The 717-nt window shown below is 67.2% G+C and carries 2 protein-coding genes; both read left to right on the top strand.

All coding sequences use genetic code 11. The features are described from left to right. Positions 1-423: hypothetical protein (locus I6F33_RS37895; RefSeq protein ID WP_225145788.1), on the top strand; the 423-nt coding region annotated here is incomplete at its 5' end. 75 nt (positions 424-498) lie between these two features. Further along, positions 499-717, top strand: a 219-nt coding sequence (locus I6F33_RS37890; protein WP_225145787.1) for a hypothetical protein, incomplete at its 3' end; no start/stop codon positions are given.

The raw sequence follows: 717 nt of genomic DNA, 5'->3' as shown, positions 1-717 counted from the left end.
AACTGGTTCGACCCGTCGGCGATGGTGATCGGGGCGCACCCGTTCTTCGCGCAGGCGCTGCGCGGCATCAAGGACTCCACCGGGCGGCCGATCTTCGTCGAGTCGTCTTCGGGTGGCGCTGGTGGTGCTGTGGGCAACGCGAACCTGACCGGGATGTCGCTGTTCGGGTTCCCGTTCCAGTGGTCCATGGGTCTGCGCACCTCCGCGTCCGGTACGGACAACCCGCTGGGGAACCCGCTGCTGGTGATGGGAAACCGGAACCTGCTGCGCCGCGGTGACCGCTACGGCCTGCAGGTGGGGTGGCAGGACTCGACCGAGGGCACCGGGTTCGACAACGACGTGAACAAGCTGCGGTTCCGTGCCCGTAAGGGTGTCGCGTTCGGCGCTCCGGGCGCGGCGGCGATCCTGGAGTACAACTCCTGACCAACCTGACCGCTCAGGCCAGGGAAACCCAGCGACCGGGTTTCCCTGGCCTGGTGATCTGAACAGGGGGTGGTGATGGTCGACGCGTGGGCCCAAGCGCAAGACGTCCTGGACATCACGGGCGAAGAGGTCGACGACACGGTGATCGCGCATGCCCAGTCGCATATCGAGATGGCGTGCGGCCGGCTGTACGAGGACACCCCGCGCATGGGTACCCGGGATTTGGCGTGGTTGAAGAAGGCCGTGGCGTATCAGGCGGCGTGGCTTCCGCACCAGCCGGACTGGGCGCAACGC

This window comes from Bradyrhizobium sp. BRP20 (genome assembly GCF_020194215.1).
Classification (GTDB): Bacteria; Pseudomonadota; Alphaproteobacteria; order Rhizobiales; family Xanthobacteraceae; genus Bradyrhizobium; species Bradyrhizobium yuanmingense.
This window is presented reverse-complemented; position numbering and strand designations above follow the sequence as displayed.